General features: G+C 66.7%; 19 protein-coding genes and 2 pseudogenes. 17 read left to right on the forward strand and 4 right to left on the reverse strand.

Translation table 11 applies throughout. The features are described from left to right. Positions 1-176 precede the first annotated feature (176 nt). From RIF23_RS11355 to RIF23_RS11365, 3 genes and pseudogenes are all read left to right on the forward strand, one after another. On the forward strand, positions 177-803 hold the full coding sequence (locus RIF23_RS11355) for a transposase family protein (RefSeq protein WP_310912458.1): 627 nt from the start codon (positions 177-179) through the stop codon (positions 801-803). Positions 804-901: 98 nt separating this feature from the next. Then, positions 902-1,087, forward strand: a complete 186-nt coding sequence (locus RIF23_RS11360) for a hypothetical protein (protein WP_310912459.1) — start codon at positions 902-904, stop codon at positions 1,085-1,087. A 96-nt stretch (positions 1,088-1,183) separates the two neighbouring features. Further along, positions 1,184-1,507: pseudogene (locus RIF23_RS11365) on the forward strand (hypothetical protein); the annotation flags it as partial. 637 nt (positions 1,508-2,144) lie between these two features. Here the strand turns inward: RIF23_RS11365 and RIF23_RS11375 are convergent. Continuing rightward, complete coding sequence (locus RIF23_RS11375) at positions 2,145-2,600, reverse strand: helix-turn-helix domain-containing protein (protein ID WP_310912962.1); 456 nt, start codon at positions 2,598-2,600, stop codon at positions 2,145-2,147. A 312-nt stretch (positions 2,601-2,912) separates the two neighbouring features. Here RIF23_RS11375 and RIF23_RS11380 point away from each other — a divergent pair, with 312 nt between their 5' ends. From RIF23_RS11380 to RIF23_RS11440, 13 genes are all read left to right on the forward strand, one after another. Then, positions 2,913-4,703, forward strand: a complete 1,791-nt coding sequence (locus tag RIF23_RS11380) for a fatty acyl-AMP ligase (protein WP_310912460.1) — start codon at positions 2,913-2,915, stop codon at positions 4,701-4,703. Between the two features lie 17 nt (positions 4,704-4,720). After that, entirely contained in the window at positions 4,721-6,469 is a 1,749-nt protein-coding gene (locus tag RIF23_RS11385) for an acyl-CoA dehydrogenase family protein (RefSeq protein WP_310912461.1), read from the forward strand. Further along, entirely contained in the window at positions 6,466-8,184 is a 1,719-nt protein-coding gene (locus tag RIF23_RS11390) for an acyl-CoA dehydrogenase (protein WP_310912462.1), read from the forward strand. Before RIF23_RS11385 ends, RIF23_RS11390 begins: the two co-directional genes overlap by 4 nt. A gap of 129 nt (positions 8,185-8,313) precedes the next feature. Beyond that, complete coding sequence (locus RIF23_RS11395) at positions 8,314-8,598, forward strand: acyl carrier protein (protein ID WP_310912463.1); 285 nt, start codon at positions 8,314-8,316, stop codon at positions 8,596-8,598. Next, positions 8,588-11,551 (forward strand): type I polyketide synthase, encoded by a 2,964-nt coding sequence (locus RIF23_RS11400; protein WP_310912464.1) that lies wholly within the window; start codon positions 8,588-8,590, stop codon positions 11,549-11,551. The genes RIF23_RS11395 and RIF23_RS11400 overlap by 11 nt, the downstream gene beginning before the upstream one ends. 10 nt (positions 11,552-11,561) lie before the next feature. After that, positions 11,562-12,593 (forward strand): 3-oxoacyl-ACP synthase III family protein, encoded by a 1,032-nt coding sequence (locus RIF23_RS11405; RefSeq protein WP_310912465.1) that lies wholly within the window; start codon positions 11,562-11,564, stop codon positions 12,591-12,593. Then, positions 12,590-14,581, forward strand: a complete 1,992-nt coding sequence (locus RIF23_RS11410; protein WP_310912466.1) for an HAD-IIIC family phosphatase — start codon at positions 12,590-12,592, stop codon at positions 14,579-14,581. The genes RIF23_RS11405 and RIF23_RS11410 overlap by 4 nt, the downstream gene beginning before the upstream one ends. Next, a complete protein-coding gene (locus RIF23_RS11415; protein WP_310912467.1) occupies positions 14,565-14,795 on the forward strand; it encodes an acyl carrier protein in 231 nt (76 codons plus the stop codon). The genes RIF23_RS11410 and RIF23_RS11415 overlap by 17 nt, the downstream gene beginning before the upstream one ends. Continuing rightward, a complete protein-coding gene (locus tag RIF23_RS11420) occupies positions 14,788-15,591 on the forward strand; it encodes a 2-oxo acid dehydrogenase subunit E2 (protein ID WP_310912468.1) in 804 nt (267 codons plus the stop codon). The genes RIF23_RS11415 and RIF23_RS11420 overlap by 8 nt, the downstream gene beginning before the upstream one ends. A 2-nt stretch (positions 15,592-15,593) precedes the next feature. Beyond that, on the forward strand, positions 15,594-16,910 hold the full coding sequence (locus RIF23_RS11425; RefSeq protein WP_310912469.1) for an FAD-dependent monooxygenase: 1,317 nt from the start codon (positions 15,594-15,596) through the stop codon (positions 16,908-16,910). Positions 16,911-16,915: 5 nt separating this feature from the next. Continuing rightward, positions 16,916-18,055, forward strand: coding sequence for an alpha/beta hydrolase family protein (locus tag RIF23_RS11430; protein WP_310912470.1), 1,140 nt, complete (start codon positions 16,916-16,918; stop codon positions 18,053-18,055). Then, on the forward strand, positions 18,055-18,795 hold the full coding sequence (locus tag RIF23_RS11435) for a thioesterase II family protein (RefSeq protein ID WP_310912471.1): 741 nt from the start codon (positions 18,055-18,057) through the stop codon (positions 18,793-18,795). Before RIF23_RS11430 ends, RIF23_RS11435 begins: the two co-directional genes overlap by 1 nt. A 50-nt stretch (positions 18,796-18,845) precedes the next feature. After that, the gene (locus tag RIF23_RS11440; protein WP_310912472.1) at positions 18,846-19,280 is read left to right on the forward strand and encodes an SRPBCC domain-containing protein; all 435 of its coding nucleotides are present in this window, start codon (positions 18,846-18,848) and stop codon (positions 19,278-19,280) included. An 80-nt stretch (positions 19,281-19,360) separates the two neighbouring features. Here RIF23_RS11440 and RIF23_RS11445 read toward each other — a convergent pair whose 3' ends face one another. The 3 genes from RIF23_RS11445 to RIF23_RS11455 form a co-directional block, all read right to left on the reverse strand. Next, positions 19,361-20,548: an MAB_1171c family putative transporter gene (locus RIF23_RS11445; protein ID WP_310912473.1), complete on the reverse strand. Its 1,188-nt coding sequence runs from the start codon at positions 20,546-20,548 to the stop codon at positions 19,361-19,363. A gap of 8 nt (positions 20,549-20,556) precedes the next feature. Then, positions 20,557-21,060, reverse strand: coding sequence for a hypothetical protein (locus RIF23_RS11450; RefSeq protein WP_310912474.1), 504 nt, complete (start codon positions 21,058-21,060; stop codon positions 20,557-20,559). Positions 21,061-21,470: 410 nt separating this feature from the next. Continuing rightward, the gene (locus tag RIF23_RS11455) at positions 21,471-21,644 is read right to left on the reverse strand and encodes a hypothetical protein (RefSeq protein WP_310912475.1); all 174 of its coding nucleotides are present in this window, start codon (positions 21,642-21,644) and stop codon (positions 21,471-21,473) included. Positions 21,645-21,741: 97 nt separating this feature from the next. Between RIF23_RS11455 and RIF23_RS11465 the strand changes: the two are divergent. Beyond that, positions 21,742-23,362 (forward strand): annotated as a pseudogene (locus RIF23_RS11465) (IS1634 family transposase); the annotation flags it as partial.

The raw sequence follows: 23,362 nt of genomic DNA on the forward strand, positions 1-23,362 counted from the left end.
TTCCAACCAAAGAATCTTGCCGCCCGGAGGGGCCATTGCACACCAATTCTAGCACAGGTTTGACGTCCGATCAGTTCAACGAACTTGTCGATCGTCTTGGTCGACGAATCTTGTGGGACAAGGGCACCGGAAGACCAAGAGGCCTCACCCTTCGGCAGGCGACAAAAGCCACTGTCATGTACTTCAAGACGAACGTCACCGAAGAACTGATTGCAGAGCTACTCTTCGTCGATCAGGCAACAATTTCTCGCACGATTAGTGAACTCGAGGAACCTATCGCCGATGTGCTCCACGAGTTCGTTCCTGATCCGGCCGATGAGGTTGACGGGCGGGTTGGCGTCGTCGATGGGTCGCTGTGTCCTTCCTGGTCACGGTCGGATGCACCCGAGCTTTACTCCGGCAAGCACAAGACCACGGGCCACAACCACCAGTTCGTCTGCGATCTGTTCGGGGAACTCCTCCACGTGTCTGACCCGTCTCCCGGAAGTGCACATGACGCTAAAGCCTTTGGCGAATCTGGACTTAACACGATCCTGAACTCAAGCAACTCCACCGGCGATAAAGGATACATCGGTGTTGGCCCAATAACGCCGTTCCGGAAGCCACAGGGAGGCGAGCTCCTGGGGTGGCAAGACGAATTTAACACGAATATCAACAAGATTCGCTATGTCATCGAACGAGCGATCGCGCACTTCAAAACGTGGCGGTGCATGTTCACAGACTATCGGAGGCCACTTCGCAGCTACGCCACTGCCTTTCGTGCAGTCCGCGCACTCCACTTCTTCAAACTACGTTCTGCATAAGCCTCTAGGGGTGTTGTATATGGAGGTGCAAGTGAGGGAAATGGACTAATCAAGATCAAATTTGTCAAAGAAGCAGGTCGCAAGAGACTGCACTCTGGATGTTGCGATCTTGGCCGCATCTGGACAAGCGGAATGTGGGCGGGCAGTGGCATCCAGTTTTCCAGTTCATGGCCGTGGTGCTGGGTCATCATCAGGATGAAGCCCTGGTCATGGCGGATGAGCTGGTTGAGGTCGGGGCGGTGGCGGTGCGGCGTCTTTCTACAGGGGCGGATGTGGTCGTGTGAGGCTGGAGGGCCCACCTGGGTAGCCCATGGCGCGCAGCTCCGCCATAGCGCGGTGGCCTTGGTGCACCCAGGGGCGAAGCGTTCGCGTGGAGAGGGCTGGATCAGGGCCCGCTGTTCGTCGAGGGACGCCGTCGTCTCGTTGAGCGCTGAACACCGCCCGATCTTTCACGTAATCGCTGAGATGGGCATCTCGCTGGGGTGTGCCTCCACGTGAGTGAACCGGTACCGCCGCTACGGTGAGACCGGCCTGTATGAATGCTTCTCGGGCTTGCCCCTGAGTCCGCGGCCCGCCTCGGTCTCGCCCGGCAGAGGTACATCTACCCTGCCGGCGCGTCGAACTGCGCTCCGGGCCGGATGGTTGCGTACTGGCCCGGCCACGTGGTCGCGGATGTGCAGAAGGTCGGCCGGATCCCCGAAGGCCGAGCGCTACCAACGGATCATGACCGAAGAGGCCCGCTACGCCCGGCCCTACGGCAGAGGGGACGAACACTCAGCGGCAATTGCGACCTGGACCATCCACGACAACTACTGTGAGTCTTGGGGTGGCTGGTCTGGGACTGGCCGGTCAGTGTAGGCGTTGGTCGCTTCGGCTCAGGTCGTGACTCATACAACTACTGGCCCCGTCCGGGTGCGTTTCGATGGACCTGTCCGCCCTGGAGTCGGAGCGGCTAGCGCCGCCCTGGCCCACCTCGGTGTCCTGATCAGGAGATTGCCCGACCGTTGAGTCGTGGCCCGTCACAGTGCTGCCCCGAAGTGACTTCCCCCAGGCCGGCACCGGCCGCAGGCGGCGGGACCGTGTTCCTGGAGCAGGAAGGGCTTGCGACCACCGTGACCATCGTCGCGCACAACCATCCGTTCGTCATCGGGGTGGACACCCACGCCCGCACCCACGTCCTGGCGATCCTGACGGCTACCGGGCAACAGGTCGATTCGGTCGAGTTCCCCACGAGCAAGGCGGGCATGGCCCGCGCGCTCGCCTGGGTGCCCGCCGCACCGGCGGTCGACCTCCAGCCTCGCGCCTACACGCCGGTGTCACCAACGTCCAACCCGCATACACCTAGGACTCCCCGCCCTGCTCCTGGTGGTTCGCGTCCGCCTCCTGCGGGTGTTCGAGCTCCCAGACCTTGCGGATCATGGACGCCATCGCCTCGCGGCTATCGGATGAAAGGTGGGCGGCACGGAGTGCCATCTGGGCGACGTCGGCGTTGCGGAGCGCGACAAGTAGTTCGAGCTGGCCTTCGACCCGTTTGTGCTCCTCCTCGTCGAGGAAATAGGCGACGGGGACGCCGAAGAACGTCGCTAAGGCCGTGAGGTGCTGGATTGTGGGGTTGTTGCGCCGTCCCGTGCGCAGCTGCCAGATGTAGGTGTGCGAGATGGGAACACCCTGCTCGGTGCGAATCGCCTCGGCCACGGCGGCATAGCTGTACTCGGCATCGTCGCGCGGGCGGACACGGCGGAACAGGCGATCCAAGGCGTCCGCAATCGAGAACGCTTGACGTGGTGCGTCCACCATCTACCCCCAGATCCGCCAACCCTAGTTGATTGAATAATCCTACCTTTTTGCGGGCCCGGACCACGTCTGATCCCGGTGGAGCAAACGTTCAAGGGCGTCTTGCTTCGCAGCTGGTTGGGCCGGCCGGACAAGCCCCGCTCTAGTGGCCCCTCCATCTCCCTAGTGAGCATAAACTCAGATTGACGAAGATATAAATGTCAGTTTATAGTAGGCTGCGTCCGCAGCAGCCAGGGTTGGTTGGATGTCCGCGTGGTGGTACGCAGCCGGGGGCAGTCGGACGACCAGCGGCCCTCACCTGGAGGAAGGACAGGAATGCAGGAGAGTTTCACTGCGCACGTACGCGCACAGGTACGCCGCTACGGCGACGAACGTGGCTACGTCTACCTGAGGGAGCGCAACAACGCGCTTGAGCCCGAACGCCTGAGCTTCGCCGAGCTGGATCACGACGCTCGGCGCACAGCCCAGTTCCTCCTGGACAGCCAGGACGACAACCGCCCGGTGATCCTGCTGTTTCCCCCCGGCCTGGACTTCGTACGCGCCTTCTTCGGATGCCTGTATGCAGGAATTCCCGCGGTCCCCGTCCCGGTTCCCGAGGATTCGCGCAGCCTAGGGCGAGTGGCGGCGATCGTGCGGGACACATCCGCCTCCACCATTGTCACGACCAGCGATATGGCTGCAGCGACCCGGGGGCAGCTGGACACGATCCTGCCACCCGGGAGCCTCACGGTGGCCGCGGTGGGGGAGACGGGGAATGACCCCGACACCTCGGCCGTGCCCACGACGGTGGCCCCGGATACAGTGGCGTTTCTCCAGTACACCTCCGGCTCCACCAGCGCCCCCAAAGGTGTCATGGTGACCCACGGGAACCTGCTGCACAACGAGGAGGAGATCCGTCGTCAGGTGGGTACGGACGACAATCTCCTGCTGGCCGGATGGCTGCCGCACTTCCACGACATGGGGCTGATCGGCATGCTGTTGCACCCGATCTATGTCGGGGGTAGCTGCGTGTTCATGTCGCCCACGACGTTTCTGCGCAGACCCGTGCGCTGGCTAGAGGCGATCAGCGAGTGGCGTGCCAGTCTGACGGTCGCTCCCGACTTTGCCTACGAACTGTGCTCCCGTGTGGTCAGTGAACCGCAGAACCATCGGCTCGACCTGTCCTGTCTAACGGCGGCACTCAACGGAGCCGAGCCGGTGCGGTCGAGCACGCTGCACAAGTTCACTGACCGGTTCGCCCCGGTCGGACTGCGTCCGGATGTGTTCGTCGCCTGTTACGGGATGGCCGAGTCGACACTCATGGCCACCACGACCCCGACCGGGCAGCGCGCGACGGTTTTGCCCGCGGATCGCCGCGCCCTGGAACACAACGAGGTACGTGCCTCCACCGAGCAGGACGACCCCAGCGACCCTGTCGACCTCGTCGGCTGTGGGCGCCCTGGCTCGCTGGATGTCCGCATCGTAGACCCGGAGCGCCACACCCCACGTGAGCCCGGCCAGGTCGGAGAGATCTGGATCCGCGGGGGCAGTGTCGCGGCGGGCTACTGGAAGCAACCCGAGGAGTCCGAGAAGGTCTTCCGCGCCCAGACGGCGTACGGCGCCGGACCGTACCTTCGAACTGGCGACCTAGGAGCGCTGGTCGACGGAGAACTGTACGTCACCGGTCGGCTCAAGGACCTCATCATCATCAACGGCAGGAACCTCTACCCCCAGGAAATCGAGTACACGGTTCGCGAGCTCCATCCGGCGCTCGCCTCGGGAAGCGGGGCCGTGTTCCCAGTGGACGCCGACCGCGAGTACATCGTCGTTGTGCAGGAGTTCAAGAAAGGGTTGCTCAAAGACGTGTCGCTGGAGGAGCTCGCCGCGCGGATCAAGGTGGCGGTGCGGGCGAGCTTCGGCGTGCACTCACCCGCCGTCATCCTCACCAACCGCGGGACCGTGCCACGGACCACCAGCGGCAAGGTGCAGCGCCACGCCATGCGCTCCATGTTCCTCCAAGGCAGGATCATGGCGCAGCACGAGAACCTTCCGCCGGCCGTCGACACCGCCCGTGCCGAGCACGGGGTCGCCGCAGCGAACGTGTCGGCCACCGGACCGGCATCCTGAAGGGAGGGTGATCTGCGATGCGGGATGCGACCGCGCTCGCCGAGAGTCTCGAGAGGCATCTGGGTGACCCGAACGACCCCGACCACCGCTTTTCCTTCGCGCGTAGCGCCGAACTCGACCGTTCCGAACTGTTTCCCGGCGACGCCTGCCGCCTGCTCACCGATTGGGGCATGCAACACCAGTACGTGCCCGCGTGGCTTGGTGGGGAGCTCACCGACTTCCAGGCGCCGGTCCGGCTCATCCGGGCCGTTGCCCGCCGCGACCTCACAGTTGCCATCGCCCACGGCAAGACATTCCTAGGGGGTGTGTGCGCGTGGCTCGTGGAGCCGACTTCCCGGGTCAAGGCACTGGCACGGGATGTGCTCGCTGGCCATCCCGTTTCCTGGGCGCTGACCGAACGTGACCACGGCAGTGACCTACTCGCCACCGAGGTGCGTGCCGCGCCCGTACCAGGGGGCTATCACATCACCGGCGAGAAGTGGCTCATCAACAACGCTACCCGGGGCAGGTACGTGACCGTGCTCACGCGGACCCACCCCGACGGGGGTTCCCGAGGTTTCGACGTGCTGCTAGTCGACAAGGAGGAGTTGTCCAGTTCCGCGTACGAGTGCCTGCCCGCAGTGCGTCTGCACGGCATCCGCGGCGCAGACATCAGTGGCATCACGTTCCACGCCGCGCACGTGGACGACGACTGCCTGCTTGGAGAGCCCGGCAAAGGGCTGGAGACCGTGCTGCACAGTCTGCAGCTGACCCGCACCCTGTGCGCCGGCCTCTCCCTGGGGGCCGGTGACCACGCCCTAGCTCTGGCCATGCGGTTCGCGGCAGAACGCACACTGTACGGCCGACGTCTTCTCGACCTGCCACAGGCTCGGCGCACCCTGCTTGACGCCTATGCCGACCACCTGCTCTCCGAGGCCCTCGTCCTAGTGGGGACCCGCGCCATCCACGACCGCACTGAGGAGATGAGTGTCATCTCTGCGGTGGTTAAGTACCTAGTGCCCTGGCGCACGGACGCCACCCTGGACGCCCTGGGCCAGCTGCTGGGCGCGCGCTCACAGCTGGTTGCGGATTTCGCCGACGGACAGTTCCAAAAGCTCCACCGAGACCATCGCATCGTCGCAATCTTCGACGGCAACTCCCTGGTGAACCTGCACGCCCTGGTGAACCAGTTCCCGATTCTCGCCCGCAAGGCACGAGCCCAGCTCGAAGCCCCCGCCACACCCGAGGCAGCGGAGCGGCTCGCGCCGGATCCGGCTGCGGCCCCGTTCGACCCGACACGCCTCAGCCTCGTGGCGCAGCACGGCAGCAGCCTGCTCGGCAGCCTGCCTACGTCCGTGCGGGCCTTAGCCGATCTCGCGGCCCACCAGCCATCCCTGGCCCCCGTCGCCGGACTGGCACACCGCGTCCTCGAACGCACCCACGCCGTGGTCGCGGAGATGACAGGCCACCGCCCGTCGCGCCATCAGGTTGCCGCCGAAACCTTCCTCGTGGCCGAGGAATTCGCCCTATGCTGCGCCGCCGCCGCGGCCCTCGAACTGTGGATAGCCCACCAACCAGGCACCACCGGGACACCGTCCGACCCGCTGTGGCAGGACGCGCACTGGCTGCACGCCACCCTGCGTCGCGTCCTGGAAGCACTGGCCGTGTCGTGCCCGCCTTCACCCCAAGTGGACGAAGCCCTGTTCGACGCCCTGACCCGCCAGACGGGTGAGGGCTGGTCTACCTCTTTGCTGCCCCAGCGCACCGCGGAAGGGATCTCCCGATGATCGTAGGAGCCACGGCCACGACCCCGGCCAGGGGCCCGACGCCAGGCCAGGACGGCAGCCAGCTGGAACACCGATTCGGGGATCCTTTCGACGACGCCAACCCTGTGGGGTTCCGGAGCCTGCTGGAGGCGGACGAACAGCACAGCTCCCTCCCCGCGGCGGAGGACGTGCTGGACGCCTGGGGATGCAACGAGGAGTTCGTCCCCAGCGGTCTCGGGGGGCGCTGGCGCCAGACCGACACGCTGGTCCGGCGGCTGCGCCCCGTATTCCGACGGGACGCGGCACTGGGCTTGGGTTACGGGGTCACCACCCTGATGGCCGCGGTCAACGTCTGGACGGCGGGGTCCTCGGACCAGCAGCACCGGATGGCACGCGAGCTCGCCCAGGGCCACAAGGTGGCGGTCGCCTTCCACGAGCTCGACCATGGCAACGATTTTCTGCGGAACACGACGATGGCCCGCCGAACGGACCGGTGGCGGCTCGACGGCGGCAAGCAGGTCATCAACAACATCGACCGGGCGCGGAGCCTCCTCGTGTTCGCCCGGACCGGGACCGGGAACGCCAGCCGCGACCACTCACTGTTCTGGGTGCACAAGGACGAGGCCGCCACTGCCGGGCTTCGGATGTTGCCCCGTTACGAAACAGCCGGGATGCGTGGCTGTCTGCTGGGCGGCGCGGAGTTCTCCGACTGGGCCGTGCCCGACAACAGTCTTGTGGGTGCGGAGGGTTCCGGTGCACACACTGCACTGCGCGCGTTCCAGGTCACCCGGGCCGCCCTGCCGGGGCTCGCGCTCGGACAGCTGGACACCGCCCTGCACGTGGTCACCCGGTTCGCCGGGACGCGGCGACTCTATGGGCACACGGTCGGCGACCTCCCTCATGCGCGCACCACCATCGCGGCAGCGTTCGCCGATCTGCTGGCCATGGACTGCCTGTGGACCGCGGCGGCCCGTCTGCTGCACCTGGCCCCCGGACGTGCCGGGGTGGCCTCGGCTGCGGTGAAGTACCTGGTACCGCGCGTGCTCCAGGACGCGCTGTACGACCTGTCCCAGATCCTCGGCGCCCGGTTCTATCTCCGGGAAGGGGCCTATGCGGTGTTCGGCAAGATCTGCCGAGATATACCCCTGGTCGCCCTGGGACATGCCGGTGGGGCGGCTTGCCTACTGTCGATCATCCCGCACCTGCCCGTGCTGGCCAGGCGCGGGTGGCAACCCATCGAGGCGCCCGCGGCACTGTTCGATTCCCGTCATACCTTGCCCGACCTGAAGTTCGAGGCACTGGCCATACCGGCAGGGACGGCCGACCCCTTGGCCGCGGCACTGGCCGTAGCCCTGGAGCAGCCCAGGCAGGGTCGAGCAAGAAAGGAACTTCTCGACGCGTTCGCCCATAGCTTCGCGGCACTGCGGGAGCAGTGCACAGCCCTGCCTCCGGTGGAGCGGGGGCCGCTCGCCGGGGCGGAGACCTTTCGGCTCGCCGAACGCTATGCCGTCCTGCTGGCGGTCTCCACCTGTCTGGGGGTCGCGCGCGGTGTGACAGCGGGGGCCCTACAAGACCCGGAGGTCGTACACGCCGTTCTGCTGCGCCTTGCCGCACGCCTGGGCCACGGCACCGGCGTGCTGCCCGCGAAGACGGCCGAACGTGTATATAGCCACGTCACTCAACGCGCCGAGGAAGGACTATCGATGTGTCTCGATGCCGAACCCATCTTTCGCTGATTCCGATCACCGGCCCGCTCAGCATGTCGGGAAGCGCAGGTGGGTCCCGCGGAACCGTGGGTCCGTGACCCGGCCCAAACCCGACACACACCATCCCACAGAGAAAGCCCAGCAGAAAGGCAAGGCACCATGACCACGCCCCCAAGCACCCTCCAGATGCAGGAGTGGTTGGTCAAGCGGATTTCGGAGTACCTGGAGCTCGTGCCCGACCAGCTCGACGTGGATGCGCCGTTGGCCGACCTCGGGCTGGACTCGGTGTACGCCCTCGCATTGTGTGGCGACATCGAGTCCGAGTTCGGTGTCCCCGTCGAGCCGACACTCGCCTGGGACTACCCCACCGTGGCGGAGCTGGCCACAGGCGTGCTCGCCGAGCTGAAAACCACTGGTACGCAGGGGTGGGCGAGTGTCAGCTGAGGATATCGCCATTGTTGGCGTCGACGGCCGCTTCCCGGGAGCCTCAACCGTCGAGGAGCTGTGGGAACTGCTGATAAGCGGCGATGACGCCATCGACCAGGTCCCCGCCGACCGATGGGACGCGGCTGCGTTCCATCATCCCGAGGGCTCGCCCGGACACGCCAACACGGTCGCCGGCGGCTTCATCGCGGATGCGGACGCCTTCGACCACGAGTTCTTCGGTATCTCCCCCCGGGAGGCCGCGGCGATGGATCCCCAACAACGGCTGCTGGTGCAGGCGGCGTGGCGGGCGCTGGAAGACGCCGGATGCGACCCGCGTAGCCAAGCCGGGACGAACACCGGGGTCCTGGTCGGTGTGATGGGCAATGAGTGGGCCCATCTGCACATGACCGACTACGCGCGGATCACCCCGCACGTGGGCTCTGGCAACGGCTACTGCATGATCGCGAACAAGGTCTCCTACCACCTGGACCTCAAGGGTCCCAGCTGGGCGGTCGATACGGCCTGCTCCTCCTCACTCGTGGCGGTCCACCAGGCATGCGTGGCGCTGCGCGGCGGCGAGTGCGACCAAGTCATCGTGGGCGGGGTCAACATCATGGTTACCCCCGCGCTGACCATCTTCTACACTCAGGCCGGCCTCTCCGCCCCCGACGGCGCGTGCAAGCCGTTCAGCAGGCACGCCAACGGCATCGTCCGGGGTGAGGCCGTGGGAGCCGTGGTGCTGCGCAGGCTCAGTGATGCCCTGGCCGACGGCCTGCCGGTACGTGCGGTGATCCGGGGCAGCGCAATCAACCAGGACGGCCGCAGCAACGGAGTCACCGCCCCCAGCCGCTGGTCACAGCGGGAGGTGATCGCTGAAGCCTACCGGCGGGCCGACGTCCACCCCCGCGACGTCGCCGCAGTCGAGGCGCACGGCACCGGGACCGTACTTGGGGACATGATTGAGGCGACCGCGCTGGGCCAGGTCCACGGCGTGGCGCGGGCGAAGCCCTGCGCCGTCGGCTCGGTGAAGGCCAACCTCGGGCACACCGAGGGCGCGGCCGGTATCACGGCTCTGATCAAGATGGCACTCGCCATCGACCGTGGAGTGCTCCCGCCACATCGTCACGCCCGAGACGAGAACCCACAGCTCAAGCTGAGTGAGAAGGGACTCAGACTGCTGCGGGCCCCTACGAGGCTGCACGGCGACGACGCCGTTGGGGTCAGCAGTTTCGGTCTGGGCGGCACAAACGTCCACCTTGTACTCGGCCGCGGGCCCGCACAGCTCACCGGGACGGTGCCTGACGACGCCGCGGATGGGGTGATCACTGTGTCCGCCAATAATCGCCAGGGGCTGGCGCGCAACGCCGCCCGACTCGCCGACGCGGTGGAGTTGGCTGGGCAGCGGGAGCTGGGGCAGCTGTGTTGGACCACCAACCAGACCAAGGCGTCCGGGCGAGTGCGCTACGCCGTGGTCGCATCCGACCGCACTGAGGCGGCCGCCGTGCTGCGGGAGGCGGGCCGAATCGGCCAGACAATCGAACGGGGCCGCGGAGACTCTGGACGCACCCCGTCTCTGGGCTGGCTATTCAGCGGCCAGGGGTCCCAGTACCCGGGGATGACCGCCCCCCTGCACCGGCGCTGCGCAGCGTACCGCCAGGCGCTCGGTGAGGCCGACGAAGCCCTAGGCCCCGTTCTCGGGGAGTCGATCTCGCAACGGATGCTGGCCGACGACCCGGATATACACGATACGGGTCTCGCCCAACCGGCGATCCTCGCCGCAGGATACGCCCTCGGCCGCACCCTGGAAGATGCCGGACTCCGACCGGACTGGATGCTGGGCCACAGCGTGGGGGAGTTCGCCGTCGCCGTCCTCGCCGGCGCACTAAACCTGACGGACGCCGCCCGGCTCGTGTGCGTCCGCGCGCGGCTCATGCAGGAACTTCCCACAAACGGAGGAATGCTGGCCGTCCGCGGCCCCGTGGACCGCCTTGAGTCGCTCCTGGCCGAGGAGCCCGATACTGTTATCGCCGGCTTCAACGGCCCCCAGGACTTGGTTTGCTCCGGTCCACTCGCCGCGCTGGAACGAGTTGCGGAACGGTTGGACCGCGAAGGCGTCCGCACCGCGAGGCTGCGAGTGTCGCACGCCTTCCATTCCCCACTGATGGACCCGGTGCTCGAGGAGTTCCGGTCGGCCGCCGCACAGTGCACCTTTCACCCCGCCCAGCGCGACGTCTACTCCACTCTGCACGGCCGGAAACTCGCTCCCGGCGAACTCATGGACGCCTCCTACTGGACCGAGCACATTCGCAGCCCCGTGCTCTTCGCCGACGCCGCCGCGCAGGCCATGCAGCGTGACCCGACCCATCTGGTCGAAGTTGGGTCTACCGTGGTGCTGGGCCCGCTGGTGCGTCGCCTGGCGGACGGCGGGCAGGCAGCGGTCCTCAGCCCGTGCCCCGGCCCCCGGGCCACGGGGACAGAGCTGCTGGACGTGGTAGCGCGCCTGTACCAGGACGGGCTCAATCCCCGGTGGGCGGCCCTGTACGCTCCTGAGCTTCGGCTGCTGCGCCGCCTTCCACCGTACGATTTCGCCACGGAATTCCGTTACTGGACCACGAGCCCGACTCCGGAAGACCAGCCGCGAGCATCCACGGCATCCCCGCCCACCTCCGAGGCATCCACCCCGCGTACCCCCGCCGACGCCCTTGGGGCCGCGGTGGTGGCCGCCGTCGCCGAGCTGTGTGGATGCGCGCCACACCAGGTACGCGACGACGCCCTCCTCCACGAGGACCTCGGTTTCGACTCCATCATGCTCGTCCAGCTCAAGGAACAGCTGGAGAAAATCACCAACCACCCGATTGACATCCAGGAGCTCGCCGCCGAGGTGACTACTCCCGCCGACGTCCGGCGGTTCCTGCAGGATCAGCAGGACCGGCAGGACGGACAGGCACCGTCTGAGATTTCCCAGAGGTGAGACCACTGCCATGACAACCGCGCCAGGAACCACCCCAGTGATCGCAGCCGTCGGCACAGCGCTACCCGGACCGGCGGTAGGCAACGCCCAACTCGAAAACACAATCGGGGCGAGCGCACAGTGGATCGAGATGTTCATCGGAACCCGGACTCGCCATTTCGCGGTGGACATCGAGACCGGAGAGCAACACACCACCCTCACGGACCTCGCCGAGCGGGCGGCATTCGCCGCGCTGAGCCAGGCGCGGACCGATCCCCGCACCATCGACTTCGTGGTCCTGGCGACCGCGTCGCCGGACGAGTTGATGCCGGCCACCGTGAACCAGGTCGCCGACCGTCTCGGCCTGGACCAGATCCCCACCTACCAACTCCAGTCTGGCTGCGCCGGTGCGGTCCAGGCGCTCGACCTGGCCTGCATGCTGCTGCAACGTCCCGGACACCGCACGGGCCTGGTCATCGGCGGCGACGTGTGCGCCAAGCACCTGCTGTTGGACCGCGACTTCACCCGGCTGCCCTCACACGAGCTGGTGAACTACGTCCTGTTCGGCGATGGGGCAGGGGCCGTCGTCGTCACCGACGACGAGCGGGCCTCCGGTATGTGCCTGCGCATGGTGCTCAACCGGTTCACCGGCCAGGGACGCGCTCCGGGCCAGATCATCCGCTGGTTCGGGGCCGCGAGCGGGGATGGTCCGGCGCCCGCAGCAGAGGAGGACTACAAGGCGATCGAGACACGGGTTCCCTCTCTCGCCACCGAGACGCTGTGGGAGTTGGCGGACGAGGTGGACTGGAAGGCCGACGAGCTCGACTTCGTGCTCCCTCCGCAACTGTCCGGACGGATGACCGGTCTCATCACGGAGCACTTGGGGGTTCCTCACGCCCGGGAGATCAGCTGCGTCGCTGACACCGGCAACAACGGCAACGCACTGCCATTCTTCCAGCTCGAGCAGCTGGCCAACGTCATCGCACCGGACGAACGCGCAGTGGCGATCACGGTGGAGTCGAGCAAATGGCTCAAGGGCGGGTTTGCGGTGGAGGCACGATGAGCATACCAAGCGCGAACCATCAGCCCCACACCGCGCACCGGGGCGCGGCGCAGACTCCACACGACGCGTGGACCGAGATCCGTCGAATGCGCGACGAAGGCCGACTTGTTGCCGCATTCCCTGAGATGTGCTCCCTGGTGGCGCGGCTTGACCGGGACGGACGGGCGCGCGCTGGGGCCCTGCTGGCCGGGCTGGACCACGACAGCATCACCGCCGCACACCCCGAAATCCCCACCCTCACCACGGTGGTCACCGGTAACGGCACCAGCGCAGCACTGCGCGCCCCCCTGGCGGCGGAGTTCGCCCGTCACGGGTTGGCGCTTCGGCTGACCGGGCACGGGCACTACTTCGCTGACCTCGGCGACCCACAGGGAGCGGCGTTTCAGACGGACACCGAACTCACGGTCTGCCTGCTCGACACCGACGCCGTGACCCAGGAGCTCGGCGCGGTGTGGACCGTCGAGGACTGCGAGCGGGCCCTGGGTGCGCTGGCCTCCCGCGTGCGCACCTTCGCGACGGAACACGATCGCAAGGGCAGCGGGGTGCTGGTGCTCACCACGGTTGCCCTGCCCACGCGGATCTCCCGCCAGCTGGTCGACCACCGCTCACGAGCCCGCCTCGGCCGGGCATGGCGGGAGTTCAACAGCACCCTCCTCGGCCTGGGCGTCGACCTGGATCGCTGTGTAGTGATCGACCTCGACACCCACCTCACCGACGCCGTCGCGCTAGACGACGCTCGCTTACGAACCTACGCCAAGGTTGGCCTGTCCGAACCCCTGCTCCAGCGCGTCGCCGAGGAGGCCGCCGGTGTCGCCGGTACGCTCCGCGGGCGGGTCCGTAAGTGCCTGGTGGTGGACCTGGACGGCACCCTGTGGGACGGCATCCTCGGTGACGACGGCGTGGACGGGGTGCACGCCGGGGGCTCTGGTCGGGGAGCCGCGTTCGCCGAGTTCCAGAAGGTCATCGCCCAGCTGGGCTCGCAGGGCGTCATGCTCGCCGTGTGTAGCAAGAACGAGGAGGAGCAGGTACGCCAGGCCCTGTGCGGACGACCAGCGGTGGCCCTGGGGGAGGAGGACTTCGTCGCGATCGCGGCCAACTGGTCCCCGAAGGATCTCAACATCGTCACCCTGACCCAGTCGCTAAACATCGGCACGGACTCGCTCGTCTTCGTCGACGACAGTGCCTTCGAGGTCGGGTTGGTGCGTCGCGCCCTCCCCGACGTCGGCGTGGTTGAGCTCGACGACGAGCCGGCACTGCACCCCGAGCGACTGTTGGCGGGCGACTGGTTCACCACACTCCGGCTTACCGAGGAGGACCGTTCCCGGGCCGAGCGATACAGAGCCGAGGCGCGACGCACCACCTTCCGCGCCGAGTTCAGCTCGCACCAGGACTACCTGGCCGAGCTTGACCTGGAGGTCGGCGTCTTCCGCCCGGGCACCGAGGATATGGCTCGCATCGCCCAGATGACCCAGCGCACCAACCAGTTCAACCTGACCACGATCCGTATGGACACCGCCCAGGTCGCGGAGTATGACGGCGGCGCGGACACGGCCGTGTGGGGTATCCACTCCGCCGACCGGTTCGGCGACCATGGCATCGTCGGCGTGTTGTTCCTGCGAACGCCGGGCGATGGATTCGTGGTCGTGGAAAATGCTCTGTTGAGCTGTCGTGTGTTCGCGCGGGGTATCGAGGACGCCGTCCTCGCCTGCCTGCTGAGGCAGGCCGTGGCTGAGGGCGGCCGCGTAGCCGTGGGACTCTACCGGCCAACGCGCAAGAACCACGGGTTCGCCGACTTCTACCCACGACATGGCTTTCGCCCAGACGACGGCGCGCAGCAAGCTGAGGCCGGCGACAAGCCCAGCTGGATGCCCACCGAGGACTCAACAGTGCGCCGCTACCGCCACGACCTGTCCGCGCTGCCCGCTGTTCCCGCCCACGTCACGATGACCACACTTCCCGAAGGGGTGTTCCATGATCGACGAGGCTGAGTTCCTGGAGCTGCTCGACGAAGAGCTGGGGCTGAGGGTCACGCCGGAGGATCTGACCTGTGACCTGGACGCCCTAGAGGGGTGGGACTCGCTGCACCTGCTGCGCCTGATGAGTGCGCTGGAGTCCCGCACCGGCCGTGGGGTCCGGCTCACCGACGTCATCGAGGCCACGACCCTTGGCCAGGTGCTGGACGCGGTGGTGCGCGATGGGTAGGACGACGCGGGTCGCCCCGCAACGCAGGCACACCCTCTACTTTCTGCGCTACGCCCGGCACACGGCCCCCGTGTTCCTCGACACAGAGGTCGACATGAGCGCGGTGGAGGCCCATCGGGACGCCGCAGCCGCCGCGGGCACGCGCTACTCGCGGCTGAGCTACGTGCTGCGATCCCTTGTTCCGGTGATGGAACGCCATCCGGAGTGCAACGCGGCCGTGGGCACCGGACTGGTCCCCCGCCTGCGGCACACTCCACAGGTCCGCCCGAAGATCGCGCTGGACCGCAGGGTGGATGGGGTACGGATCGTGCTGTCCGCCCCTCTTCCCGACTTGCGGGGTGCCGACCTTGACATAGTGCAGGCCGAGCTGGAGCGCCTGAAGACCATTCCCGTCAACGGCTCGTCCCAGTTCCGGGGAGTGCGGAAGCTGAACCGGCTGCCTCCTCGGCTGGGGTGGTGGATGTTTCGCGCATCCATGGCCCGGCTATCCGCCCGCCCCCAGCTGCTGGGATCGGTCGCGGTGTCGTCGCTGGGGCACAGCGCCGTCGATGGGTTCCATGCCGTCGGGGGGACCCCACTCACGCTGAACGTCGGACGGGTGCGCCCGACGCCGGTCGCACGGGGGGCGGAGGTGCGTGTCGCGCCGGTTATCCGGCTGAACCTCGCCTTTGACCACCGCATCGTTGACGGAGCCGAGGCCGCCGACATCCTGACCGAGATCAAGGAAGAACTCCAAGCCCCGGAAGACCGGAGGGACCACCGCGTCCTCGCCGGCAGCGAGCAGGATCGGAGGTAGCCATGGCCGTTGGAGGACACCGTGCAGGGCAGGGCGAGATCGGGAGCATCGAATGCGACGTCTGTGTGGTGGGCGGCGGGCCCGCGGGCATGACCCTCGCACTCCTCCTCGCGACCCAGGGTCGTGAGGTCGTCGTGCTGGAGAAGAGCCGCTCCTTCGAGCGCTCGTTTCGCGGGGAGTCCATCGCCCCGGACTCGGCCTGGCTCCTGGATGAGCTCGGCGTGCTGCACGACCTGCGCCGCCAGGGAATTCTGGACGTCCGCGCGATGGAGCTGAGCGACGCAGGGCAGCGGATGCTCACCGTCGACTTCGACGAGTTCGACCAACCGGTGCGCTATCCCGTGGAGATCCCCCAGCCCATGCTGCTGGGGCAGCTGGCCCGCACCGCTGAACAGTATCCGGGATTCCGGCTCATCCAACAATGCTCGGCCGTTGGGCTGTGTTTCGACGGCGACCGGGTCGCAGGGGTCCTGGCACGCACGTCCGCCGGAGATCTTCAGGTGAACGCGCGCCTGACTGTTGGAGCCGACGGCAGGTACAGCAAGGTGCGGGAGTGGGCCAGTATGGACAGCCGCGTCCGTCCGCTGGAGCGCGACTTTCTCTGGTTCACCATTCCCTGCCCGCCGGTTTGGAGTAACGACACCTACCGGGTGCGCATCAGCGGCGACCGGCACGCGATGTGTATCCCCACCTACCCGGACCTGGTGCGCGTGGGCGTGAACATCCCGAAGAACGGCCTCAAAGAATTGCGGGCGGCTGGGATCGAGGCGCTGCACACGCGCGTCCGGGAACTGGCTCCAGAGCTGACCGACCACGTCCAGGACTCGGTGCGCAGCTGGTCGAACACCTCCCGCCTGGACATCTTCACCACTGAGGTCCCGCGCTGGAGCAGACCGGGCCTCGTACTGGTCGGGGACGCCGCCCACACCCTTTCGCCGGTGCTCGCGCAAGGGGTCAACCATGCGATCATCGATGGCGTGAGCCTGGCTCCCCTCGTCGCCCCCACCCTGGAACGGCGTGACCTTGCCCAGCTGGACCAGGCATGTGTGGAGTTCCAGGCGTCCCGCCAGCGCCATGTGGCCCAAGCGCGTGCGATGCAGCTGCGTCAGGAGAAGCTGTTTGCCCTGTCCAGCCCGGCCGCGCAGGCACTACGCCGCAGGATGTACCGTACAGTAGACCGCGTGCCAGCCCTGCGTAAACGGATCTGGGGACGCCTCTACTACTCGCTCGCGCAGCGCGGTGATCCAACGCGCACCGGTCTGCCCCCGTGGAGTCGCCGGCATCGCAGTCGCTCGGAACCTGCGACGCGGTCGAGGTGAGCACCATGTCCTCAGTGCCAACTCCCGACGCTGCGTCCCTGCCACCCCCACCGGGCACCTATCTCGACGAGATCAAACAACTCTTCCGGCTGCACGCCAAGGCACAGGGCGTCCCGGCACGGCGCTGCGACCGGATCCTCGGCCGGATCACGGCAGTGGAGGGGCCGGGGCCCACCGCGTGGCCGGGGGCGTGGTCACGGACCGCCGAGGTATACGCGGCCAGCGGCTCCCATCTGGACGCCTGCCGGTACTACAACGCGGCTCGGTTCCCCTTCGTCGCCGATGCGCACCGAGCCAGAGCCCTCGAACGGTGTGTGGAGGAGTTCGGACACTGGGCCCGCGGGCGGGGAGTCGAGCGGCTCACCGTGCCCATCGGGGAGGTCGAGGTTCCGGTGTGGGCCGCGCCACCGGAGCCCGGGCGGCCACTCCTCGTGGTTACGGGCGGGATCGTTAGTATCAAGGAACAGTGGGGGCAGCTGTTGCCGGCCGCGCGCCGCCTGGGGATGACAGCAGTGGTCGCCGAACTGCCGAGTGTTGGGGAGAATCCGCTGCCCTACGGTCGGGAGAGCTGGCGGATGTTCCCGGCGCTCATTGACTTCATGGCGCATCGCGCTCGCACTTCGCACACCGTCGTCCTCGCCTTCAGCTTTGGAGGGCACCTCGCACTCCGAGCGGCAGCGCACGACCGGCGCATCCGGGGCATCGCAACAGTCGGCCCCCCGGTGTGGGACTTCTTCCGTGACCGTGCCTGGTGGAATGAGGTGCCGTGGACGACGAAGGCGACGCTCGCCCATCTGGTGGACATCCCCCCGGAGCAGCTTCCCTCCCAGATGGGGGACTGGGGAATCGGCCCCGACGAACTGGCCGAGGTCAGTGCCGACGTCTACTCCGTGGCCAGCCGTCGTGACGAGATCATCCCACGCGGCGACGTGGCCCGCTTGCGCAGCGGGCTCAGGCGGGTGGAGGTACTTGAGCACGACGATGTGCACGGGTCACCGCACCATCTCGGGGCCACCCGGTTGTGGTTGGCGCGGTCGATGCTCCTGGCCGGGGGCGCCCACGGGTGGCGGCCGAGAGCCCTGGAGATGGCGGCCGCCGCGCTGTCCCGGCTGGAGGCGTGGCGCCGGCCGAGGGGGCTGGACTGATGGGCGGCTTCCTTTCACCCGGCCGGCGTCAGGCGGGGTTGGTGCTGCTGTGCTTTCACCATGCTGGTGGTGGGGCCTCCCTGTTCCACGGCTGGCAGGAGCATTTGGGGCCAGAGATCTCGGTGTGGCCGGTGCTTCTGCCGGGCCGGGAGCGCCGCGTCCGGGAGGCGCGGTACACCGACATCGCGGATCTGGTCCACGACCTGGCCACCGAGCTCTCCCCCGAGCTGGAGCGCCCGTACGCGATCTTCGGGCACAGCATGGGGGCGCTCATTGCCTACCGGTTCACCGCCCTGCGCCTGGCCCGGGGAGAACGTCCCCCGTCGGCGGTGTATCTGTCGGCGTGCGCGCCACCGGATTCACCCCGTGACGACCTACCCCGGGACGCCTGTGACCAGCAACTGTTGGACTGGCTTATCGCCTTGGGGGGGATTCCGACGGAGCTGCTCTCCCACCCGCAACTGCTCGAGTTGAGCATTCCGGTGCTTCGGGATGACCTGCACCTGTGCCGACCACGGGTCGACCTGGATGCACCGGCACTGACCTGCCCCGTCCATGTCTTCGGGGGGGCGCACGACCGGCTGGTCACCGCGGGCAGCCTGAGGGAATGGAAAGAGGTCTCCAACTGTGATCCAGAACCGGTGCTCTTCGAAGGCGGACATTTTTACCTATCCGGAGGCCATCCCGAACTGATGAAGAAGATCAGGAGTTCGCTGGTCGAAGGTGGGGATACCGAGTAGTCCAACCTGATTCGTCCGGGGTTCACAAACAAGAAAGGAATGATGGCCTGATGAGGACGATCGAGACGACTGTCACCATCGCGGCGCCACCACGCGTGGTCTGGCAGATACTCGTCGAGTTCGAGGAGTACCAGGAATGGAATCCGTTCATCGTCTGGGCCGAGGGCAGTGCCACAGTCGGAGCCACCATCAAGGCGCACATCACTCCGCCGGGGCAGAAAGGGATGACCCATCGGCCAGTCATTGCGGATGCCGATCCAGAATCCCGACTCCGGTGGGTGGGAACACTCCCCATCCCCGGACTGTTCTCGGGAACCCACGAATTTCTTCTGGACCAGGAGAACGGTGGAACACGGCTGGTCCACCGCGAGGAGTTCACCGGCCTCCTCGTGCCCTTTCTCGGTGGAACACTACGGCGTACCGAGGTGGGGTTCGGGGAGCTGAACAGGGCGCTGAAGGAACGCGCCGAGAACCGTGTCTCCTGACCGCTCATGGCGCGGAATCCGTGGCACCCTGTGGACCGCGCGGTGGCCACCGTTCACCCAGAAGACCGCCTCATGCCTGCTCAGCGTTGCTCCCGCCGGGCGGCGAACAGAGCGGGTAGCGTGGACCGGCTGTGTGCATGGCTGACCTGGGACAGCCAGACGGCTTCCTCGTCCACACCGACTCCGCCCTGCCCCGTCCAGCAGCCAACGTGGTGGGGCGCAACATCTGCGCGGGCCGCACGCAGACCCGCCTCGATCCAGCAGGCCTCGGCCATGGCGGCACGTTCGGACTCCGGCACCGCGCGGCCGCGGAGAAACTCCTCAACCTCCTTCTCCACCGCCGGATCCAGGTAGTAGCGAAGCTGCAGGATGCCGTCCCTGATCTCGATGATGCGCCGGTACAGCCGAAAACGCAGCTGGCCCAACACTCCGGTGTGCAGCGCGCTGGGCTCGGAGCCGCTGAGGGCGACTTCCGGGAACTGCCCTACGATGACACGCCACAGTGGACTGAGGCGGCGCAAAGACCGGTAGGTCTCGACGATCCTGCGCAGACTCAACAGTCCGGGCAGGCATGCGCCTACGGCCATCAGAGTAACCGCGGCGCCGAGCAGCAGTTCGGAACTGCGGTTGACCTCAACCGCCGACAACCCCACACCCAGAGCGTGCAGCACTACGTAGCACGTCTTGTAGATCGCGTAGCACACATTCAGAACCAGGCCGAGCCAGATCAACCGGAACGCGGTCTTCAGCAGCGCTTCGCTGGTGTCCCGAGCAACATGCCAGAACAGTTTGGCCGCTAGCGCGAGCGCGAACCCGAGGTAGGCCTGTAGCAGGATCCAGTAGGCCAGCGCCGCGGGCCGGTCAACGGTCGCCGTGAGTAGGTCGTGGGTCGAGGCGTGAACCTGCTCAGGAGTCAACGCATAGAGCAGGGTGAGGCACACACCAACCACGACCGCTCCGCCGGTCTGGTACAGCTGCGCCCAGGGGCGCCGATTGTAGAGACACGTCACCAGAGAGATGAAGCGCAACAGGGCCGCGGCGCAGATAATGCCCAGCAAATGGTGCACGAGGGGCATGATGTCCTGGCCACCCGCCGCGGTGCTGACCCACTCTCGGACGAGTGGTAGTGGAACGGTCCTGGACAACGCGAGTGTGAAGAAGACCGTCCACAGCGCTCGTTGGCTCGACCCAACGGACAGCGACGGTATCCGTACCGCAACGACTAACCACAGAAGGACCAGTACAACCGTTTCGATGGGACTGAGCATCTGCCGGCCTAGCGGATGAAATGGAAGGCATCAACCATGGCTGAGTTTACTCCCTGGGAACGGTTTCTTTCCTCGTCGGGCAAGACTCCGGCCTTGGAGCGGATGAGTGAGGCCAGGAACTCCGCCTGCATTTCCTCTTCGGAGCTGTACCTGACCCGACCCAGCATGCGCTTTACCAGGGCCGGGTCCAGGTCCGGCATCAGTCGTGCGAGCAGTTCGCCATCTGAATGGATGCTTCGCATGTGCCCCCAGAGGATGTGTCCGATTTCATGAAGAATTATGTGATCAGAATGCAGGCGTGACGTATTGGGTTCGTAGAATATGTAGTCCATCTCTTTTGTTGACAGCAGCATGCCGCAGGGTGCTGGGGATCCGAGTTCTTTTACTGGAAGAAGTTTCAGGTCTCGCCCTGTGTGTTTCGCAATGTTGTCGCAGAATCTGTTGATCTCGAACGGCGCGGGGATGTTAATATTGCGCAGAATATCATTGCACTTTTTGCGAACACTCCTCATTCGGCTACCCTCCGGCGTATAGGGCGAGTCCAGCGGTTCAGTGTATGTGACGCATGCGTGTCCCGCAGGGATCCACATCACTTAATGTGCACTCTCCGCTCCCTCGGGTAGCTGTGCGGGAATCCGTGGACATCGTGGCCGTGGCCCTCCGTTGTGCCAGGACAGATCATCAATACGTGAGGTCATCACACCGGCGTGTGCGGATGCCGGAGACTTTTGCCGACTGTGGTGAGTGAAGGCCATGGCTATTTGTGGCCACCGGTGCAGGGGGACACCGGCCAGAGAATGCAGGGCAGCCAATCGTCCACCGCGTGTGTTCACTCGCCGAAGAGGGTCGGTGTGCGCCAGGCACTGCACCCGGCCCGGGCCAAGGCGATTTCATTCTTGGAGTCGCCTGACGTAACCGCTGGTCACGCGATCCCGAGGAGATTGAGCTGGAGGGCGAAGCAGTCATAGCCCACCCACTGGTAAGCCGCGGGGATACTCGCGAACCCCAGCCCGGCCAGCAGGCCGATCGCCAGATCGCGCAGTAGGGCCATGTTCTGCGGCGCTGCGCCTGTGCGCACCCGCCTGAGTTGACTCACGTCTTGAGGGTTCGGAACGGGTGAAGCTTTTGACGTGCAGCGATGGGGTCAGGCTGGGGTGTTTTCACGCACTAATCGGTGCCCATAGAGTCGCGGGGTGTTCATCAGGCGGGTGCGTACGGCTTCGGGTGCCGTGGCGGTGCAGATCGCGGAGTACGCGGGTGGGCGCCAGCGGATCGTGGAGCATATCGGCTCGGCGTACACCGAGGCCGAGCTGGGGGTTTGCTGCGCCGGGCCCGGGAGTTGCTGCACAATCTGGCCCAGGAGGTCTTGGAACTCGGCCTGGAGCCCCGGCCGCCGGTGACGCGCCTGATCGAGGCACCTGGGCAGGAGGAGCTGTTCGACGCCGCCCCGGCGTCGGAGGCGGGGCGCGACGGTGGGGCCGGGTGACCGCCACCGACTCGCGCCTGCTGTTCGAGTCCCTGGCCGGGGTGTACGGCGATTTGGGGTTGGACGCCCTGGGCGATGCGGTGTTCCGCGACCTGGTGATCGCCCGGGTGGGTGGAGCCGACGTCGCTGCTGGACTCCTCCCGGGTGCTCAGGCAGCTGGGCCGGGAGCCTGCCAGCTATTCCACGATGAAGCGCACCATGGCCCGCGTCGGCTCCGGTGCCTACCGCGACCAGGTCGCGGCCTTGTGCTTCACCCATGCCGTGCGCGGCGGCGACATCTCCCTGCTGCTTTACGACGTGGCCACGCTGTACTTCGAGGCCGGTCAAGAAGACGAGCTACGCACGGTGGGCTCCTCCAAGGAACGCCGCGTCGACCCCCAGATTGTGGTGGGCCTGCTGGCCGACCGCGGCGGGTTCCCGCTGGAGATCGGCTGCTTCAAGGGAAACAAGGCTGAGACCGCCACCCTCATCCCGCTCATCCCCCGCTTCCAGGCCCGCCACGGCCCGGCCGACCTGTGGTCGTCGTCGCCGAGGCCAGCATGCTCTCAGCCGCCAACCTGCGCGAGCTGGACCAGGACGATCTGCGCTTCATCGTCGGCTCACGCACCACCTAGGCCGGTCGACCTGGCCTCCCACTTCCGCTGGCACGGCGACGCCTTCGACGATGGCCAGATCATCGACACCATCACCCTCAAGACCGACCATACCCGCGAGAACAACACCGCACTGCGTGCCGAGCCCGTCTGGGACCCCCACCAGCACCCCACCTCCTGTCGGGCCGTCTGGGCCTACTCACGCAAACAAGCCGTGCGCGACGCCACGACCTTCACCGCCCAAGAAAACCGCGCCCGCGCCGTCATCACCGGAGAGAAGACCGCGCACCCCCCGGTTCGTCAAGACCACCAGCACCGAACGCAGCCTGGACGAAGCCGCACTCAAACGCGCCCGCCGCCTGGTCGGCCTCAAAGGCTACGTCAGCAACATCCCCGCTGCCCTCATGCCCCCCGAGGAGGAGGTCATCAGTTCCTACCACGACCTCTGGCACATCGAGCGGTCCTTCCGCATGAGCAAGACCGACCTGTAGGCCAGACCCATCTTCCACCGCTCCCGCCAGGCCATCGAAGCCCACCTCACCATTGTGTTCACCGCACTGGCCATCTCACGACACGTCCAAGCCCGCACCGGGCTCTCCACCCGCAACGTCGTCCGCCAGCTACGCCCCCTGCACTCGGCGCCCCTCGCCATTAACGGCACCACCCAGACCGTCGACCCCGGCATAGCCCCGACCAGCAAGCCATCCTCAACGCCATCCAGGCCAAACCCACGCA

Source organism: Lipingzhangella rawalii (assembly GCF_031628175.1).
GTDB classification, from domain to species: Bacteria; Actinomycetota; Actinomycetes; order Streptosporangiales; family Streptosporangiaceae; genus Lipingzhangella_A; species Lipingzhangella_A rawalii.

Bases quoted from the DNA above. Each gene is read 5' to 3' on its own strand.
- RIF23_RS11355 (WP_310912458.1), top strand. From the start codon at position 177: ATGTACTTCAAGACGAACGTCACCGAAGAACTGATTGCAGAGCTACTC.
- RIF23_RS11360 (WP_310912459.1), top strand. From the start codon at position 902: ATGTTGCGATCTTGGCCGCATCTGGACAAGCGGAATGTGGGCGGGCAG.
- RIF23_RS11375 (WP_310912962.1), bottom strand. From the start codon at position 2,600: ATGGTGGACGCACCACGTCAAGCGTTCTCGATTGCGGACGCCTTGGAT.
- RIF23_RS11380 (WP_310912460.1), top strand. From the start codon at position 2,913: ATGCAGGAGAGTTTCACTGCGCACGTACGCGCACAGGTACGCCGCTAC.
- RIF23_RS11385 (WP_310912461.1), top strand. From the start codon at position 4,721: ATGCGGGATGCGACCGCGCTCGCCGAGAGTCTCGAGAGGCATCTGGGT.
- RIF23_RS11390 (WP_310912462.1), top strand. From the start codon at position 6,466: ATGATCGTAGGAGCCACGGCCACGACCCCGGCCAGGGGCCCGACGCCA.
- RIF23_RS11395 (WP_310912463.1), top strand. From the start codon at position 8,314: ATGACCACGCCCCCAAGCACCCTCCAGATGCAGGAGTGGTTGGTCAAG.
- RIF23_RS11405 (WP_310912465.1), top strand. From the start codon at position 11,562: ATGACAACCGCGCCAGGAACCACCCCAGTGATCGCAGCCGTCGGCACA.
- RIF23_RS11410 (WP_310912466.1), top strand. From the start codon at position 12,590: ATGAGCATACCAAGCGCGAACCATCAGCCCCACACCGCGCACCGGGGC.
- RIF23_RS11415 (WP_310912467.1), top strand. From the start codon at position 14,565: ATGATCGACGAGGCTGAGTTCCTGGAGCTGCTCGACGAAGAGCTGGGG.
- RIF23_RS11420 (WP_310912468.1), top strand. From the start codon at position 14,788: ATGGGTAGGACGACGCGGGTCGCCCCGCAACGCAGGCACACCCTCTAC.
- RIF23_RS11425 (WP_310912469.1), top strand. From the start codon at position 15,594: ATGGCCGTTGGAGGACACCGTGCAGGGCAGGGCGAGATCGGGAGCATC.
- RIF23_RS11430 (WP_310912470.1), top strand. From the start codon at position 16,916: ATGTCCTCAGTGCCAACTCCCGACGCTGCGTCCCTGCCACCCCCACCG.
- RIF23_RS11435 (WP_310912471.1), top strand. From the start codon at position 18,055: ATGGGCGGCTTCCTTTCACCCGGCCGGCGTCAGGCGGGGTTGGTGCTG.
- RIF23_RS11440 (WP_310912472.1), top strand. From the start codon at position 18,846: ATGAGGACGATCGAGACGACTGTCACCATCGCGGCGCCACCACGCGTG.
- RIF23_RS11445 (WP_310912473.1), bottom strand. From the start codon at position 20,548: ATGCTCAGTCCCATCGAAACGGTTGTACTGGTCCTTCTGTGGTTAGTC.
- RIF23_RS11450 (WP_310912474.1), bottom strand. From the start codon at position 21,060: ATGAGGAGTGTTCGCAAAAAGTGCAATGATATTCTGCGCAATATTAAC.